Origin of the sequence: Streptomyces swartbergensis (genome assembly GCF_002148965.1) — a bacterium.
Classification (GTDB): Bacteria; Actinomycetota; Actinomycetes; order Streptomycetales; family Streptomycetaceae; genus Streptomyces; species Streptomyces swartbergensis.
The window spans coordinates 1-15,509 of record NZ_NGFN01000205.1; the positions used below are offsets into that span (position 1 = coordinate 1).

Sequence of the window (15,509 nt, forward strand, 5' to 3'; positions counted from 1 at the left end):
AGGCAAGGGGGGCGGACCCGGCAGGGCGGGAGGTCCTCCTGCGCATCGCACGACCGGGACGGAGACGGCCGCCGGGACCGCCCGGCGGTGAGCCGTCAGCCCGCCACCGCACGCTCCAGCGCCCGCAGGAACCCGTCCACCGTCCCCCGGTCCCGCACCGCCAGCCGCAGCCACTCGTCGTCCAGGCCGGGGAAGGTGTCCCCGCGCCGCACGGCGTAGCCGAGGTCGCGCAGGCGGCGGCGTACGGTCGCCGCGTGCGGGAGACGGATCAGGACGAACGGGCCCTCCGCGGGCTCGACCACCCGCAGCCCGGCCGGGGCGAAGCGGGCGAGGCCCGTCAGCAGGTGTGCCCGGTCCGCGGCGACGCGGTGCGCGGCGTGGGCCGCCTCCGCCACCGCCCGTGGCCCCACGCACGCCTGCGCCGCGGCCAGCGCCGGCGTCGACACCGGCCACAGCGGCTGCGCCCGCTCCAGGTCCTCGATGGTCTCCGGCGCCGCCAGCACGTACCCGATCCGCAGCCCGGCCAGCCCCCACGTCTTGGTCAGGCTGCGCAGCACCACGAGCCCGGGCACGTCGACGCGGTCCGCCAAGGCCTCCCGTTCGCCCGGCACCGCGTCCATGAACGCCTCGTCCACCACCAGCAGCCGCCCGGGCCGGGCCAGCGAGGCGATCACCTCCGCCGGGTGCAGCACCGACGTCGGGTTCGTCGGATTGCCGATCACCACCAGGTCGGCGGCCTCGGGGACGGCCGCCGGGTCCAGCCGGAAGCCGTCCTCCTCCCGTAGCAGCACCCGGTCGACCGTGTGCCCCGCGTCGCGCAGCGCGGCCTCCGGCTCCGTGAACTGCGGGTGGACCACGACCGGCCGCCGCACCTTCAGCGCCCGCGCCAGCAGCACGAACGCCTCCGCCGCCCCGGCCGTCAGCAGCACCCGCTCCACCGGCAGGCCGTGCCGCGCCGCCACCGCCGCGCGTGCGGCCCGCCCGTCCGGGTAGGCCGCCAGCCCGCCCAGCGACGCGGCGATGTGCTCCCGCAGCCACGCCGGAGGGGTGTCCGCGCGGACGTTCACGGCGAGGTCGACGAGCGAGCCGCCGTCGTCCCGGACCTCCGCGTCGCCGTGGTGCCGCAGATCGTGGCCGCTCTCTGTGCTCCTGGGATCCTCAGTGGGCATGGGAGTGCGCCCCGTGGTGGTGACCGTGTCCGTGCCCGTGGTGGCCGTCGTCGTCCGGATGGAAGTGCGGCTGCTGCGGCATCCCCACCTTGTCCTCGAAGCCCGGCAGCGCGACGCGGTACACGCACGAGTCGCAGTTCATCCGCAGATCACCCTCGACGGCCTCCGCGTACCGCTCCCACACCAGGTCCAGCAGCTCCGGCTCCGGCCCGATGACGTCGGCCGAGCGCACCTCGACCTCCGGGTGCGCCGCCGCCCAGCCCTCCGTCTGCAGCCGCACCCGGTCCGGCAGGATGCCGGTGAACAGGAAGTAGGGGAGCACCACGATCCGGCGGGCGCCCAGCCGCGCGCACCGGTCGAGTCCGCTCGGCACGTCCGGCGCCGCCAGCGACACGAACGCCGTCTCGACCCCCGCGTACCCGCGCCCCTCCCACAGCAGCCGCGCCGCCTTGTACACCTCGGCGTTGGCGTCCGGGTCCGTCGACCCGCGCCCCACCAGCAGCACCGTCACATCCGCCCGGTCACCCGGCCTGCGCCCCGCGGCGCCGCCCAGCGCCTCGTCCAGCCGCCGCTCCAGCACGTTCAGCAGCGCCGGGTGCGGGCCCAGCGGACGCCCGTACGTGTACGAGATCCCGGGGTGCCGCTCCTTCTCGCGGGCCAGCGCCGCCGGGATGTCGCCCTTGGCGTGCCCGGCGGACACCAGCATCAGCGGCACGGCGGCGAACCGCCGTACGCCCCGCTCCACCAGCTCGGCGACGGCCTCGCCCAGCGGCGGCGGGGACAGTTCGATGAAGCCGCCCGCGACGGGCAGTTCCGGGTGGCGGGCCCCCAGTGCCCGCACGAAGTCGCGGAACGCCTCGGCTCCGGCGTCGTCACGGGTGCCGTGGCCGGCGATGAGCAGGGCGGGCGGGGTGGTCACAGGTTCTCCTCGGCGGACGTGGGGTGGTGGACGACGCGGTTCACTCGGGCTCCTCCTGCCAGCGGTAGCCGCGCGGCGTCACCATGCGCCCGGCGATCTCGCGGGTCGCGGTGTTGCCGACGGTGACGACCGTCATCATGTCGACCGTCGCCGGATCGAGCGCGGCCAGCGTCGTGAGCCGGGCGGACTCGTCCGGCCGCGAGGCGTTGCGTACGACACCGACCGGCGTGGCCGGCGCCCGGTGCTCGGCGAGGATGTCCAGCGCCTTGGGCAGCTGCCAGTCGCGGCCACGCGAACGCGGGTTGTAGAACGTCACCACGATGTCGGCCTCGGCCGCCGCCCGCACCCGCCGCTCGATGACCTCCCACGGCGTGTGCAGGTCGGACAGGCTGATCGACACGTGGTCGTGGCCCAGCGGCGCGCCCAGGATCGCACCGGCCGCGAGCGCCGCCGTCACACCGGGCACACCGACCACGTCGATGTCGTCGGAGGCCTCGGCGAGCGCGGGGGAGGCCATGGCGTACACGCCCGCGTCCCCGCTGCCGATCAGCGCGACGGCCCGCCCCCTGCGGGCCTCCTCGACGGCCGTGCGCGCCCGCTCCTCCTCGGCCCCCAGCCCCGACTCCAGGATCCGGGTGCCGGGCCGCAGCAGATCGCGGATCTGGTCGACGTACTGGTCGAGTCCGACGAGCACGGAAGCGCGCCGGAGCTCCGCCTTCGCGCGCGGCGTGAGCAGGTCCCGGGCACCCGGCCCGAGCCCGACCACCGCGAGCCGCCCGCGCCCCGGGCGCCGTACGACGGCACAGGTCGCCATGGCAGGACGCGCGGCCGACTTCCGCTTGGGGACGAGGAGTTCGCCCCCGCGCACCAGCGCGGCGGCCTCCGCGACCGAGGGCGTACCGACGGCGGCGAGCGGCGCGTCGGACGGATTGGGCACGTCCACCCCGGCCAACTCCCCGGCCGAGTACGTCACCAGGGGCACACCCAGCCGCCGCGCGGCCTCGACGAGGCCGGGCTCCCCGGCCTTGGCGTCGACGGTGGCGAGCTCGGCGACCGACGCCGCGGACAGCCCGGCCTCCCGCAGGGCGCCCTCGACCAGCCCGAGCACCTCCTCGACGGGGGCACCCTTCGACGCCCCGACCCCGACGACCAGCGACGGCGGGCGCAGCACCACCTCGCGCTCGGCCGCCTCGACGAGCCGGTCGGTCAGCCGGATCGTGTACGACCCCTCGGCGGCCACCGGGAGCGGCGGCAGCGGCCAGGCCACCTCGGCCCGCAGCGCCACCGCCTCACCGTCCAGCAACGCCCGGGAGACCCCGGCGACATCGCCCTCCACGGGCAGGCCGAGGGTGTCGAGACCGGGCAGGCCCACGGCGTCCGTCGCCGTGGTCACGACCGGCTCGGCACCCAGCAACTCCCCGACCTCCCGGGCGAGTTCGTTGGCCCCGCCCGCGTGCCCGCCCACCAGCGACACCGCGAACCGGCCGCCCTCGTCGACGCACACCACACCCGGGTCCGCCGTCTTGCCGGACAGCAGCGGCGCCACCAGCCGCACCACCGCCCCCGTCGCCAGGAAGCACACGAGCTGCTCGCACTGCGCGAACGCGGCCCGTACGGCGTCCCCGACGGGACCCTCGTACACGCGCGTGCGGTCCGGCCACGCGGCGGCCAGCCGGTCCCGCGCAGCCGCTCCCGCCGCGGTGGCGGAAATGAGGCCGATCACTGAGCGACTCCTTCTGCGTTTTCTCCGACACGTACAGGAGGCCGGACGATCATCTACTGGCACCCCGTTCGCGCAGGGCCTTGCGGGCGTCGGGGTCGGCCTTGCGATAGCCGTGGAAGTGACCCGGGTGGTACAGGTGCGAGCGCGTGCCGTGCGCGTCGAGCGCCGGGCCGACCAGGAACAGCGTGTGCTTCCACAGCTTGTGTTCCTTGACCGTCTCCTCCAGCGTGCCGATCGTGCACCTCACGACCAGCTCCTCCGGCCAGGTCGCCTGGTAGGCGACCACGACCGGGGTCGTCGTCGGATAACCGCCCTCCAGCAGCTCCCGCACGAGCTGCCCGCTGCGGGCCGCGGAGAGGAAGATCGCCATGGTGGTGCCGTGCCGGGCGAACTCGCGGACCTCCTCCCCGGGCGGCATGGGCGTCTTGCCGCCACCGAGCCGCGTCAGGACGACGGACTGCGCGACCTCGGGGATGGTCAGCTCGCGCTGCGCGAGCGCGGCGACGGCGGAGAAGGCGGACACCCCGGGCACGACCTCGGTCGCGATGCCGATCTCGGCACACCGGTCGAGCTGCTCCTGGGTGCCGCCCCACAGGGCGGGGTCACCGGAGTGGATCCTGGCCACGCACAGGCCCTCCTCCCGGGCCCGCCGGTACACGGCCACGACGTCCTCCAGGGGCATGGCCGCCGAGTCGAGGACCTCCGCGTCCTCGCGCGCGTGCTGGAGGACCTCCGCCTGGACCAGGCTCGCCGCCCAGATCACCACGTCGGCCTCGGCGATGGCGCGCGCGGCACGGAACGTCAGCAGGTCGGCGGCGCCGGGGCCGGCACCGACGAAGGTCACCTTGCCGGTGGGGGCGTCGGCCATGGGGGCTGGTCCTCTCGTACAGGGGGTTACCGGTTGGAAGGGTGATGGACGGGCGAGTCAGAGCTTTCCGCCCCGCCCGCCGTCGCGCCGCGCGGGGGAGATGAGCGTCGACAGGTAGGGCAGGGGAGTGCCGTCGAGTTCGGCGGCCGGCCGGATCGACTCCTCCGTCAGCCCCAGCGCCGACCCCCACACCGCGTCGCCGATCCGCCCGGTCTCCCGCAGCGCCTCGGCGACCTCGTGCGCCTGCCGGCCGAACTTGTAGGCGACGACGGTCCCGGGCCCGGCGAGGGCCTCCTTGAGCACCGTCGCCCCCGCCGTGACGGGCACGAGCGTGAGCGGCTCGGTCCCCTCGGTCAGCACGGCGCCCGAGCGCGCGGCGAGATCCTGCATGGCGGTGATCCCGGGCACGGTCTCGACGACGGTCCCCGGCACCAGCTCGGCGATGGTCTGCGCGAGGTACGTGAAGGTGGAGTACACGTTGGGATCCCCGATGGTCGCGAAGGCGACGGCACCGTGCCCGCGCAGCAGCTCGGCGACCCGCTCGCCCGCCGCGTCCCAGGCCGCCTCCCGCCGTGCCCGGTCGCTGCGCTCGTTCAGCGCGAACACGACCCGGACGACCTTCTCCTCGGGCACGTAGTGCAGCACGGTCGCCTCGGCACGCCCGCGCTCTCCCCCGTCCTTTCCATCGGACGCAGCCATGACGGGCACGACCACGACATCGGCCTCCCGCAGGGCGTTCACGCCCTTGACGGTCACCAGCTCCGGATCCCCGGGCCCGACCCCGACACCGACCAGCCTGCTGCTCATGACGTCCGGCACCTCTCCACGAACCGACGGGCGACACCGGGCTCCGCAGCCCAGTGCGTGTGCAGATAGCTCGCGTGCACACCGTGCTGAACGAACCCCTCGACCCGCCGCTGAGGGGTTCGCAGGCCCCAGGCCGGTTCGGCCCCCGCCCCGGGCTCCACGGCGGTCCGGTGGAACTCGTGCCCCCGCATCCGCGTCCCGGCCGCCGCGAGCACACTGTCGCCTACGGCCACGGCGTCCCGATACCCCAGGGTCAGCCGCTCGGTCATCCGTGCCCCGGCGTCCAGCACCCCGCACATGGGCAGTCCGTCCAACTCCCGGCACAGATACAGCAGCCCGGCACACTCGGCGGCCACCGGAGCGCCGCTCTCCGCCAGGTCGGCAACGGCCTTGCGCAGGGGCTCATTGGCGGACAGCTCGGCGGCGTACACCTCGGGGAACCCGCCCCCGATCACCAACCCCCGCGTCCCTTCGGGCAGTTCCTCGTCCCGCAGCGGATCGAAGGGCACGACTTCGGCACCGGCGGCGGWGAGGAGCTCGGTGTGCTCGGCGTAGGAGAAGGTGAACGCTTCACCGCCGGCGACGGCAACGACCAGCCCGTCCGGCGATTGAGGACGAGGCCGTTCAGGCCGACCGGGGGTCCAGGGGGCGGAGCCCCCTGGCGGGGTCGAAGGGGCGGAGCCCCTGGAGGACGGGAAGGGTAGGGGCGGCGGGGGCGAGGAAGCCACCGCCTCAGCCGCGTCCCAGGCCGCACCCGACAACGCCCCCGCACCCCGCGCCAACCTCATCAACGCGTCCAGATCACAACCGTCGGAGACCTGCGCGGCCATCGCCGCGACGGCCTCCACCGCCTCAGCCCGCCGCTCGGCGACCGGCACCAGCCCCAGATGCCGCGACGGCGTGTCCACCTGCGGAGCCCGCCGCAACACCCCGAGCACCGGCACACCTGTCTGCTCCAAAGCCTCCCGCAGCATCACCTCGTGCCGCTCCGACGCGACCTTGTTCAGGATCACGCCCCCGACCCGCACCTCCGGATCCCAGGAGACGAACCCGTGCACCAGCGCCGCCACCGACCGGGACTGCGACGACGCGTCGACGACCAGCACGACCGGCGCCCGCAGCAGCTTCGCGACATGAGCCGTGGAGGCCAGCTCCCCCTCCCCGGCGGCCCCGTCGTACAGCCCCATCACGCCCTCGACGACGGCGACGTCACACCCGCGCGCCCCGTGCAGGAACAGCGGCCCGACCAGCTCCGGCCCGCACAGATACGCGTCGAGGTTGCGCCCCGCCCGCCCGGTCGCGAGCGCGTGGTACCCGGGGTCGATGTAGTCCGGCCCGACCTTGTGCGGGGACACGGCGAGCCCTCGCGCGGCGAGCGCGGCCATCAGCCCCGTGGCGACGGTGGTCTTGCCACTGCCCGACGAGGGCGCGGCGACGACCAGCCGGGGCACGGACGAGGACATCACCACTCGATGCCCCTCTGCCCCTTCTGCCCGGCGTCCATGGGGTGCTTCACCTTGGACATGTCGGTCACGAGGTCGGCGAAGTCCACGAGCTTCTCAGGAGCGTTGCGCCCGGTGATCACCACATGCTGGGTGCCGGGCCGGTTCCGCAGGACGTCCACGACCTCGTCGGTGTCCACCCACCCCCAGTGCATCGGGTAGGCGAACTCGTCCAGCACGTACAGCCGGTACGTCTCCGCGGCCAGGTCCCGCTTGACCTGCTCCCAGCCCTCCCGGGCCTTCTCCTCGTTGTCCAGCTGCGCATCGCGCTGCACCCAGGACCAGCCCTCGCCCATCTTGTGCCAGGCCACGGACCCGCCCTCGCCGGAGGCACCGAGCACGCGCAGCGCGTTCTCCTCGCCGACCTTCCACTTCGCCGACTTGACGAACTGGAACACCCCGATCGGCCAGCCCTGGTTCCAGGCCCGCAGCGCGAGCCCGAAGGCGGCCGTCGACTTGCCCTTGCCGACGCCCGTGTGCACGACGACGAGCGGCCGGTTCCGGCGCTGTCGCGTCGTCAGACCGTCGTCCGGAATCACACTCGGCTGTCCCTGCGGCATTACGCGGCCCTCCTCGAAGTCCCCTGCACATCCCTGACCAGCCCGGCGATCGAGTCGGCCCGCAGCTCGTCCAGCGTCACCGCGGTGCCGCCCAGCTCACCGGCGAGCTGCCCGGCGAGCCCCAGCCGCACCGGCCCGGTCTCGCAGTCCACGACGACGGACGCGACGCCGTCGGCCGCGAACAGCCGTGCCGCCCGCCCGGCCAGGGCGACCGGCTCCGGGCCACCGGTGGCCCGCCCGTCCGTCACCAGCACGACCAGCGGCCGCCGTGCCGGATCCCGCAGCCGCTCCACCCGCAGCACGTCGTGCGCGCGCAGCAGCCCGGCGGCCAGCGGCGTACGCCCGCCGGTCGGCAGCGACTCCAGCCGGGCCGCCGCCGCGTCCACCGACGAGGTCGGCGGCAGCGCGACGTCCGCGCCCGAACCCCGGAACGTCACCAGCCCCACCTTGTCCCGCCGCTGGTAGGCGTCCAGCAGCAGCGACAGCACGGCCCCCTTCACGGCACTCATCCGCTGCCGCGCCGCCATCGACCCGGAGGCGTCCACCACGAACAGCACGAGATTGCCCTCGCGCCCCTCGCGGGTCGCCTGCCGCAGATCGTCCCGGCGCACCACCAGCCCCGGTCCGGACCGCCCGCGCGCCCGCTGGTGCGGCGCCGCGGCCTGCACGGTCGCCGCCAAGTGCAGCTTCGTGAGCGTGCCCCGGGGCCGCCGGGAGCCGGTCGTCCGCCCGTGCTCGGTCCGCGCCCGCGAACGCCGCCCGGCCGCACCCTCGCCGATCCCGGGCACGCTCAGCACCTTGGTCCGGAACGGCTCGGCAGCCCGTACGGCCGACTGCTCACCGGCACCCGACGGCTGCGGCTGCCCGTTCTCCCCGGCCTCGGGCGTGGCTCCGGTGTCATCACCCTGGGGCCCGTCGTCGGGCTCCGGCTGTCCGCCGTCCCCGCCGCCTCCGCCGGGCCCGTCCGGCCCCTGGTCCGGGTCGGGGTCCGGATCCGGGTCGTCGTCCCCGGAGAACTCCTCCAGGGTCTCGTCCAGCTTGTCCTCGTCCAGCCCCGGCGCGTCGAAGGGGTTGCGCCGCCGGCGGTGCGGCAGCGCGAGCAGCGCGGCCTGCCGTACGTCCTCGGCGAGCACGTCCGTACGCCCCGCCCAGGCGGCCAGCGCCGTCGCCGTGCGCGCCATCACGATGTCGGCGCGCATGCCGTCGACCTCGAAGGCCGCGCAGGTCGCCGCGATCTGCCGCAGAGCCCCGTCGCCCAGCCGCACGGACGGCAGCAGCTCCCGTGCCGCCACGATCCGCGCCCGTACGGCGGCCTCCTCGTCCGCCCAGCGGGCCGCGAAACCGGCCGGATCGTCGTCGTAGGCGAGCCGCCGCCTGACGACCTCCACCCGCTGCTCGGGCTCCCGCGAGGCCGCGACCTCGACGGTCAGCCCGAACCGGTCGAGCAACTGCGGCCGCAGTTCGCCCTCTTCGGGGTTCATGGTGCCGACGAGCAGGAACCGGGCCGCGTGCCGTACGGAGACGCCTTCGCGTTCCACGTACGAGGCGCCCATCGCGGCCGCGTCCAGCAGCAGGTCGACCAGGTGGTCGTGGAGGAGGTTGACCTCGTCGACGTAGAGGATGCCGCGGTGCGCGGCGGCGAGCAGACCCGGCTCGAAGGCCTTCACGCCCTCCGACAGCGCCCGCTCGATGTCCAGCGCGCCCACCAGCCGGTCCTCCGAGGCACCGACGGGCAGCTCGACCATCCGGGCCGGACGGGACTGGCCGGCGGTTCCCGGCGCGTGCGGCCCGTCCGGGCAGGCGGGGTCGGGGGAGCCGGGGTCGCAGGAGAAGCGGCACCCGGGGACGACGTCCACCTGAGGCATGAGCGCGGACAGCGCCCGCACGGCCGTCGACTTGGCGGTGCCCTTCTCACCGCGCACCAGCACACCGCCGACCGCCGGCGACACGGCGTTCAGCAGCAGCGCGAGCCGCAGGTCGTCCTGGCCCACCACGGCCGTGAACGGGAACGGGGTGCTCACTTGTCGTCACCTTCCAAGTCGCCTTCGAGCTCCAGATACGTGGCACGCAGCCGGTCCAGCGTCGACGCGTCCGGCTCCGCCCACAGTCCGCGGTCGGCGGCCTCCAGCAGCCGCTCGGTGATGCCGCGCAGCGCCCAGGGGTTGGACGTCTTCATGAACTCCCGGTTCTCCGGGTCGAAGACGTACTCGGCGCTGAGTTTCTCGTACATCCAGTCGTCCACGACCCCGGCCGTTGCGTCGTACCCGAACAGGTAGTCCACGGTCGCGGCCATCTCGAAGGCGCCCTTGTAGCCGTGCCGCCGCATGGCCGCCATCCAGCGCGGGTTGACCACGCGGGCGCGGAACACCCGGTGCGTCTCCTCGCCCAGCGTGCGGGTCTTCACCTGGTCCGGGGTGGCCGAGTCGCCGACGTACGCCTCGGGGCTCGCGCCCGTCAGATGGCGGACCATGGCGACCATGCCGCCGTGGTACTGGAAGTAGTCGTCGGCGTCGACGAGGTCGTGCTCTCGCGTGTCGACGTTCTTCGCCGCGACCGCGATCCGCCGGAACGCCGTCTCCATGTCCCCGCGCGCGGCACGCCCGTCGAGCCCCCGCCCGTAGGCGTAGCCGCCCCACACCGCGTACACCTCGGCGAGGTCCGCGTCCGAGCGCCAGTTGCGGGCGTCGATCAGCGGCAGCAGACCGGCCCCGTACGCCCCCGGCTTGGAGCCGAAGATCCGGGCGGTCGCCCGGCGCCGGTCGCCGTGCTCGGCGGTGTCCTCATCGGCGTGCGCCCGGACGTAGTTCTGCTCGGCGGGCTCGTCCAGCTCGGCGACCGTGCGGACGGCGTCGTCGATCAGCCCCACCACGTGCGGGAACGCGTCCCGGAAGAAGCCGGAGATACGGACCGTCACGTCGATGCGCGGCCTGCCCAGCTCCTCCGGGGGGATCACCTCGAACCCGGTCACCCGGCGCGAGGCGTCGTCCCAGACCGGCCGGCAGCCCAGCAGCGCCAGGATCTCGGCGATGTCGTCGCCCTGGGTGCGCATGGCCGAGGTGCCCCACACCGTCAGGCCGACGGACTTCGGATACGCGCCCGTGTCGGTCAGATACCGCTGCACCAGCGAGTCCGCGAGCGCCTGCCCGACCTCCCAGCTCAGCCGGGACGGAATCGCCTTGGGGTCGACAGAGTAGAAGTTGCGCCCCGTCGGCAGGACGTTGACCAGGCCGCGGGTCGGCGAGCCGGAGGGACCCGCCGGGACGTAACCGCCGTCCAGCGCCCGCAGGATGTGCCCGATCTCGTCGGTGGTCCTGGCCAGCCTCGGCACGACCTCCGTGCAGGCGAACTCCAGCACCGCCACGGCCTCGGCGACCTCCCTGCCGAGCACCTCGCGGACCAGCGCCGGGACCTCGGCGACCGCCCAGCCGCGCTCCTCCATGCCCTCCGCGATCCGCCGGCAGAGCTGCTCCAGCAGGTCGATCGCGTCGGCGGCGGTGCGTGCGGGTCCCGCCACCAGGCCCGTCAGCTCCGCCGGCACCTTCACCGGAGCGCCCGGCTCAGCCAGCAGCTCCTTCTCCACCAACCCGAAGTGCTCCGCCAGCGCCGCCCGGAGCCCGGGCAGCGCGTCGGCCTGCCCGCCCCACACCTGCGAGGCGCGCAGCACCGCCAGCACGAGGTTGACGCGCGGTTCACCGACCGGGCCGCCGCCCAGGACGTGCAGGCCGTCCCGGATCTGCACGTCCTTGATCTCGCACAGATAGCCGTCGATGTGCATGACGAACTCGTCGAACTCGGCGTCGTCCGGCTGCTCGTCGACATGCAGGTCGTGGTGCAGCTCGGCGGCCTTGACGAGAGTCCAGATCTGCGCGCGCACGGCCGGGGCCTTCGCCGGGTCCAGGTCGGAGACGAGCGCGTACTCGTCCAGGAGCTGCTCCAGCTTGGCCAGGTCGCCGTAGGTGTCGGCGCGGGCCATCGGCGGCACCAGGTGGTCGACGACCGTGGCGTGCCCGCGCCGCTTGGCCTGGGTGCCCTCGCCCGGGTCGTTGACGATGAACGGGTAGATCAGCGGCAGCTCCCCGAGCACGGCGTCCGGGGCGCAGCCGGCGCTGAGCCCGAGGCCCTTGCCCGGCAGCCACTCCAGCGTGCCGTGCTTGCCCATGTGCACGATCGCGTCCGCGCCGAAACTGTTCTCCAGCCAGCGGTAGGCCGCCAGGTAGTGGTGCGACGGCGGCATGTCCGGGTCGTGGTAGATCGCGATGGGGTTCTCGCCGAAGCCGCGCGGCGGCTGGATCATCACCACGACGTTCCCGAACCGCAGCGACGCCAGCACGATGTCGTCCCCGTCGACGTAGAGGCCGCCCGGCGGTTCGCCCCACGCCTCGGTCATGGCGTCCCTCAGCTCCGGGTCGAGCTGGTCGAACCAGGCCCGGTAGTCCGCCAGCGGCACCCGCGCGGGCGCGGCGGCCAGCTGCTCGTCCGTCAGCCACTCCACGTCGTGCCCGCCGGCCGCGATGAGCCGGTGGATCAGCTCGTCGCCGCCCGCGGGGTACTCGGTGAGGCCGTACCCGGCGTCCCTGAGGGCGTCCAGCACCCGCACCGCCGAGGCCGGGGTGTCCAGCCCGACGGCGTTGCCGACCCGCGAGTGCTTGGTCGGATACGCGGTGAAGACGAGCGCGAGCTTCTTCTCGGCGTTCGCCTTGTGCTTCAACCGCGCGTGCCGTACGGCGATCCCGGCGACCCGCGCGGCCCGCTCCGGGTCGGCGACGTACACGGGCACGTCGGCGCCCTTCTCGACGACCTGCTCCTTGAAGGAGAACGGCACGGTGATCAGCCGCCCGTCGAACTCCGGGATCGCCACCTGCATCGCGGCGTCCATGGGGGACAGGGCGGCGTCGGACGCCTCCCAGGCGCGTCGCGAGGACGTCAGGCACAGCCCTTGCAGCACGGGGATGTTCAGCTCGGCGAGGGCGCCGATGTCCCAGGACTCCTCGTCACCGCCCGCCGAGGCCTGCGAGGCGTGGGTGCCGCCGGCGGCGAGGACGGTGGCGACGAGGGCGTCCGCCCGCCCGAGGATCTCGTACAGCCCCGCGTCGGCCCCGCGCAGCGAACCGCAGTACACGGACAGCGCGTTGGCGCCCCGCGCCTCGATCGCGTCGCACAGGGTGTCCACGAAGGCGGTGTTGCCGCTCAGCTCGTGCGCCCGGTAGAAGAGCACGCCGACGGTCGGCCGGCCCTCGACCTGCGCGCGCTCGCCCCGGACGCCGTACTCCGGCATCCGCTGCGGCGCGGCGAAGCCCTCGCCCGTGAGCAGCACGGTGTCGGACAGGAACCGCGCCAGCTCGGCGAGGTTGGCCGGCCCGCCCTCCACGAGGTACTTCAGCGCCTCCGCCACGACACCGGCCGGCACCGACGACTCGGCCATCAACTCCGCGTCGGGCACCGCCTCGCCGCCGAGCAGCACGGTCGGGACGCCGGACGCCTTCAGCGCGGCGAGCCCGTCCTCCCAGGCCCGCTTGCCGCCCAGCAGCCGCACGACGGCGATGTCCGCGCCTTCGAGGAGGGCCGGAAGCTCCTGCTGGACGTCCACGCGGGTCGGGTTGCCGATCCGGTACGAGACGCCGGCGGCGGCCCGGGCCGCCAGCAGGTCCGTGTCGGCGGTCGACAACAACAACACAGTGCTCATGCGGGCGCTCCCGGTGGAATGAAGGGCAGTCCTCGCGGCGCGCCCGACTCGATGAGCCGCCACAGCGCGTCCGTGTCCGCGTGCTGTTCGATCAGGTCGCCGAGCCGGTCGAGCTGCTCCTCGCGCAGCGCGGCGAACGAGGTGTCCGGCGCCGGCACGAAGCGACGCCCCGCGGCGGCCGCCACCTCGCGCAGGAAGGCCCGCCGGAACCCGTCCGCCTCCAGCGAGCCGTGCCAGTGCGTGCCCCAGGTCTGGCCGACCCGGCAGCCGTCCAGGAAGGGTTCTCCGCCGGTGACTTCGGCGACCCCGTGATGGATCTCGTACCCCTCGACGAGCTCCCCGAGGGCCTCGCCCGCCGGCCGCGTGAGAGTCTTCTCGCGGGCGAACCGCACCCGCACGGGCAGGATCCCGAGCCCCTCGACATGACCCCGGCGGCTCTCCACGTCGTCCTCGATGTGCTCACCGAGCATCTGGAAGCCGCCACAGATGCCGAGGACGGGCCGCTGCTCGGCGGCCCTGCGCACGAGCGCGCCGGCCAGCCCGCGCTCCCGCAGCCACTCCAGCGCGCGGACGGTCCCCCGGGTCCCGGGCACGATGACGAGGTCGGCGTCGGCGAGCTCCTCCGGCCGGTCCACGAACCGCACCACGACACCCGGTTCGGCGGCCAGCGCGTCCACGTCCGTGAAGTTGGACATCAGCGGAACAGCGCACACGGCGACGCGCAGCACGTCCTCGCCGACCGGCGGGGCGACGACGGACTCCCGGACCGTCCCCCGCAAGGAGACGCGCAGCCCGTCCTCCTCGTCGATCCCCAGCCCGTGCCGGAAGGGCAGAACGCCGTACGTACGCCGCCCGGTGAGCCCCTGGAGCATGTCGAGACCCGGCTCCAGCAGGGAGACGTCCCCCCGGAACTTGTTGACGAGGAACCCGGCGACGCACTCCTGGTCCTCGCGCGACAGCAGCGCGACGGTCCCGAAGAACGAGGCGAAGACACCGCCCCGGTCGATGTCGCCGACGACGAGCACGGGGAGCCCGGCGCCCCGGGCGATCCCCATGTTGACGATGTCCGTCCGCCGCAGATTGATCTCGGCGGGACTGCCCGCCCCCTCACAGATCACCGCGTCATACGTGCCCCGCAACTGCTCCAGGCAGTCCAGCACGGTCCCGAGCAGCTGCTGCTGCCGTCCGCCGTGGTACCCGCGTGCGCTCAGCTCCCCGACCGGCTTGCCCAGCAGCACGACCTGACTGCTCCGCTCGCCGCCGGGCTTGAGCAGCACCGGGTTCATCAGCGCGGTCGGCTCGACGCGGCAGGCCTGCGCCTGCATGGCCTGCGCCCGCCCGATCTCGGCCCCTTCCTTCGTTACAAACGAATTGAGGGACATGTTCTGCGCCTTGAAGGGCGCGACCTTGACGCCCTGCCGCACCAGCCACCGGCAGATACCGGCGGTCACGACGCTCTTGCCGGCGTCGGAGGTGGTACCGGCGACCAGAAGCCCACCGCCCGTCATGATGTACGCCCTTTCCCGATGCGGCGCGCGGCGGCACAGACGCCGAGCGCGAGCCAGCCGACACGCCTGGACAGCCGTACGGCCCGTTCGATGTCCCGGGTGCCGACGCCGCGCCCCGCCCCGTTGAGCACGGGCCGGTGCTCGACACGCCCGCCGTACGACAGGGTCCCGCCCAGCCGCACCCCGAGCGCCCCCGCGAACGAGGCCTCCACGGGCCCGGCGTTGGGGCTCGGATGCTTGGCGGCATCGGCGCGCCAGGCCCGTACGGCTCCCTGCGGATCGTCTCCTGCCAGGGCCGCGAGCACGGCGGTCAGCCGGGCCCCCGGCCAGCCCGCGAGATCGTCCAGCCGGGCGGAGGCCCACCCGTAGCGCCGGTACCGGGCCGACTTGTGCCCGACCATGGCGTCGAGGGTGTTGACGGCCCGGAACCCGAGGAGCCCCGGCACACCACCGACGGCCCCCCACACGAGCGCCCCCACGACCGCGTCGGAGGTGTTCTCGGCGACGGACTCGACCACGGCCCGGGCGATCCCGTCGGCGTCGAGCGCCTGCGGATCCCGCCCGCACAGATGCGGCAGCCGCGCCCGGGCCCCTTCTACGTCCCCCGCCTCCAGGGCACGCCCGATGGCCCGTGCCTCCCGTGCGAGTGAAGTCCCCCCGACCACGGCCCAGGTGGCGGCGCCGGTCAGCGCGACGGAGGCGACGGCGGATTCGCGCGCGGCGCGCGCGGCGACGCCCCCGAGCGCGACGGCTCCTCCCGCGCACACCAC

Annotated in this window: 11 protein-coding genes; all 11 read right to left on the bottom strand. The window is 74.3% G+C overall.

The genetic code is table 11. The annotated features are described in order from the left end of the window. Positions 1-95 precede the first annotated feature (95 nt). On the bottom strand, positions 96-1,169 hold the full coding sequence (cobC, locus tag CA983_RS27655) for an Rv2231c family histidinol phosphate aminotransferase CobC (protein ID WP_086603556.1): 1,074 nt from the start codon (positions 1,167-1,169) through the stop codon (positions 96-98). Next, the gene (locus tag CA983_RS27660) at positions 1,159-2,088 is read right to left on the bottom strand and encodes a sirohydrochlorin chelatase (RefSeq protein ID WP_086603557.1); all 930 of its coding nucleotides are present in this window, start codon (positions 2,086-2,088) and stop codon (positions 1,159-1,161) included. Before CA983_RS27660 ends, cobC begins: the two co-directional genes overlap by 11 nt. 40 nt (positions 2,089-2,128) lie before the next feature. Next, positions 2,129-3,811, bottom strand: coding sequence for a precorrin-3B C(17)-methyltransferase (cobJ, locus tag CA983_RS27665; RefSeq protein ID WP_086603558.1), 1,683 nt, complete (start codon positions 3,809-3,811; stop codon positions 2,129-2,131). A 49-nt stretch (positions 3,812-3,860) separates the two neighbouring features. Further along, positions 3,861-4,679 (bottom strand): precorrin-4 C(11)-methyltransferase, encoded by an 819-nt coding sequence (cobM, locus tag CA983_RS27670; protein ID WP_086603559.1) that lies wholly within the window; start codon positions 4,677-4,679, stop codon positions 3,861-3,863. A 57-nt stretch (positions 4,680-4,736) separates the two neighbouring features. Then, entirely contained in the window at positions 4,737-5,486 is a 750-nt protein-coding gene (gene cobI / locus CA983_RS27675) for a precorrin-2 C(20)-methyltransferase (protein ID WP_086603565.1), read from the bottom strand. Further along, a complete protein-coding gene (locus CA983_RS27680) occupies positions 5,483-6,949 on the bottom strand; it encodes a cobyrinic acid a,c-diamide synthase CobB (RefSeq protein WP_086603564.1) in 1,467 nt (488 codons plus the stop codon). The genes cobI and CA983_RS27680 overlap by 4 nt, the downstream gene beginning before the upstream one ends. Beyond that, entirely contained in the window at positions 6,949-7,548 is a 600-nt protein-coding gene (cobO, locus tag CA983_RS27685; protein WP_020272829.1) for a cob(I)yrinic acid a,c-diamide adenosyltransferase, read from the bottom strand. Before cobO ends, CA983_RS27680 begins: the two co-directional genes overlap by 1 nt. Further along, positions 7,548-9,569, bottom strand: coding sequence for a putative cobaltochelatase (locus tag CA983_RS27690; protein ID WP_086603560.1), 2,022 nt, complete (start codon positions 9,567-9,569; stop codon positions 7,548-7,550). Before CA983_RS27690 ends, cobO begins: the two co-directional genes overlap by 1 nt. Next, complete coding sequence (cobN, locus tag CA983_RS27695) at positions 9,566-13,231, bottom strand: cobaltochelatase subunit CobN (protein WP_086603561.1); 3,666 nt, start codon at positions 13,229-13,231, stop codon at positions 9,566-9,568. The genes CA983_RS27690 and cobN overlap by 4 nt, the downstream gene beginning before the upstream one ends. Continuing rightward, positions 13,228-14,739, bottom strand: coding sequence for a cobyric acid synthase (locus CA983_RS27700; protein ID WP_086603562.1), 1,512 nt, complete (start codon positions 14,737-14,739; stop codon positions 13,228-13,230). Before CA983_RS27700 ends, cobN begins: the two co-directional genes overlap by 4 nt. Next, positions 14,736-15,509, bottom strand: a 774-nt coding sequence (locus CA983_RS27705; protein WP_086603563.1) for a CobD/CbiB family cobalamin biosynthesis protein, incomplete at its 5' end; no start/stop codon positions are given. The genes CA983_RS27700 and CA983_RS27705, both read right to left, overlap by 4 nt.